This is a genomic window from Enterorhabdus sp. P55 (assembly GCF_009911695.1).
Classification (GTDB): domain Bacteria; phylum Actinomycetota; class Coriobacteriia; order Coriobacteriales; family Eggerthellaceae; genus Enterorhabdus.
In genome coordinates, this window is the sequence record NZ_QWKK01000193.1 from 1 (window position 1) to 2,253 (window position 2,253).

At 69.1% G+C, this 2,253-nt stretch carries 2 protein-coding genes; both read left to right on the forward strand.

Translation table 11 applies throughout. The features are described from left to right. Positions 1-576 precede the first annotated feature (576 nt). Positions 577-1,167, forward strand: coding sequence for a 5-formyltetrahydrofolate cyclo-ligase (locus tag D1643_RS10660; protein WP_160710587.1), 591 nt, complete (start codon positions 577-579; stop codon positions 1,165-1,167). Between the two features lie 154 nt (positions 1,168-1,321). Then, the gene (locus D1643_RS10665) at positions 1,322-2,158 is read left to right on the forward strand and encodes a formate/nitrite transporter family protein (RefSeq protein ID WP_201751098.1); all 837 of its coding nucleotides are present in this window, start codon (positions 1,322-1,324) and stop codon (positions 2,156-2,158) included. The last annotated feature ends 95 nt before the right edge of the window (positions 2,159-2,253 follow it).

Consider the following 2,253-nt stretch of genomic DNA (forward strand, 5'->3'; position numbering starts at 1 on the left):
CGGTAGTGCCCCCCCGTCTATCCAATGCCCGCGCCCTCGTGTCCGTCCCGTCTGCGTCCTCGCAACGCTGCATCCACCCCCGCCTACCTCACCCCCCGCGGTAGCGCGCCTGCCGCCTATCCAATGCCCGCGCCCTCGTGCCCGTCTCGCCTGCGTCCTCGCAACGCTGCGTCCGCCCCCCCGCCCCTCCGGTGCCACGTTTCGGCGGCAAGATGGCACAGAAGGCGAGTTTGGTACGGTGAGCGAGGCGATTTTCGCTCGTGAGGGGAGCGTTCGCGAAGACGCGGCGCGCAAAACCCCAGGTCGGGTTCTGCGCCTTTGTCGATCGTGGCGTGTGAGGGCGTACCAAACTCGCCTTCTGTGCCACGAATTGGCGAAAACGTGGCAGCGAGGTTCTTTTCGGCAGCGAGGCGCGTGGTTGGCGGCTTGCCCGACAAGGGCGCTTCGTGCGAGACGGCTGCCGAGGGCCGGCGCCGGGGCACGGCCTGCTCGGCGAGGGCGTTTCGCGTTAGGCGGCTGCCCCCCGGCGCCGGGGCGCGGCCTATAATGGGGTGACCATCGGGGAAGGAGCGCGACGTGACGGGCAAGGCGGGGGAGAAGGCGGGGCTGCGGGCGCGGCTGCTCGCGGAGCGTGCAGCGCTCGCAGCGGATGCGCGGGAGCGGACGGACGCGGGCATCGCGGCGCGCGTGGCGGGGTTGCCGGAGTTCGCGGCGGCCGACACGGTGCTGACCTACCTCTCGTTCGGGCCCGAGGTAGACACGCGCGCGATCATCCGTCAGGCGTGGGCCGCCGGAAAGCGTGTGGCGCTCCCGTGCTGCGTGCCAGGGACGCGCGCCATGGAGTGGTACGTCGTGGATACCTTGGATGGCCTGGTCAGATGTCGCTTCGGAATGGAGGAGCCCGCGCCTGACCCTGCGCGCGCGGTGGCGCCGGATGCCGTCGGGCCGCACGCCCTCGCCCTTGTGCCGGGGCTGGCGTTCGATCGGCGCGGGTTTCGCATCGGGTACGGTGGCGGCTTCTACGATCGCTTTCTGGCTGAGTTCGCCGGCGTGTCCGCGGGGCTTGTCCGCGATGCCGTGCTGTTGCCGGCGCTTCCCGCGCTCGAGGAGCACGACGCGCCGGTGGACGTCGTCGTTACCGAATCGCGGGCCATCCGGCTGCGTTAACGCCTTATAGTGGGCGCTAATGTGTCGCCGGCGCGCATCGCGCGGAGACCCGTCGCCCGGCGAGGCCGCGCACGGTGGCGGCGCCCTTTGCGCCAGCATCCTGCCTGCACCGCGAGCTGCGTCTGCCCGACCCGTCGTCCGAAGGAGACCTCCTATGACCATCGAGCCCGCCGACCTGCAACCACTCAAGCCCGACGCCCTGGCGCCTGCGGCCATCGAGGCCAAGGCCGAGGATCTGGCCGTCGGCAAGACCCAGCTGCCGGCGGCCAAGTGCTTCGTGCTCGCCGTGATGGCCGGCGCCTTCATCGCCTTCGGCGGCATGTTCTTCTGCACGTTCCTCGGCGACGCGACGCTGCCCTTCGGCGTTCAGCGTGTGGTGGGCGGCGTCTGCTTCTGTGTGGGCCTGGTGCTGATACTCTGCTGCGGTGCCGAGCTGTTCACGGGCAACGCGCTCATGGTGACGGCGCTGAGCAGCCGTCGCATCAAGCTGGGCGGCATGCTCAAGAACTGGGGTATCGTCTGGCTGGGGAACCTGGTCGGCTCGCTGGTGGTGGTGTTCATCGTGTTCATGGCGCAGGTGGCGGATATGAACGGCGGCAACGTGGGGGCGGTCATGATTTCGACGGCGGTGTCGAAAGTGTCCCTTAATTGGGACACCTTGTTCTTCAAGGCCATCCTGTGCAACATCCTTGTGTGCCTGGCGGTGTGGATTGGCTTTGGGGCGCGTTCCACGACGGACAAGGTGGTTGGCATTCTGCTTCCCATCACCGCTTTCGTGGCGTGCGGGTTCGAGCACTGCGTGGCCAACATGTTCTTCCTGCCCATGGGCGTGGTGCTGAATGCCGCCGGCTACGCCACCACCGTGTCGGTTGACGCGCTCACCATCCAAGGCGTGCTATACAACCTCTCAACGGTAACGGTGGGCAATGCGGTCGGCGGTGCGCTCGTGGGCCTGGCCTACTGGTTCGTCTACCACAAGAAGGCGGCGTAGCGCCCGCGCCGGACGCGGCTTGGCGCGCAAGGGCGGCTCGGCTGCGGGCGCGGGCGCTACGCGGGTCAGGCCGCGGCGCCCGGGCGCTACGCCGC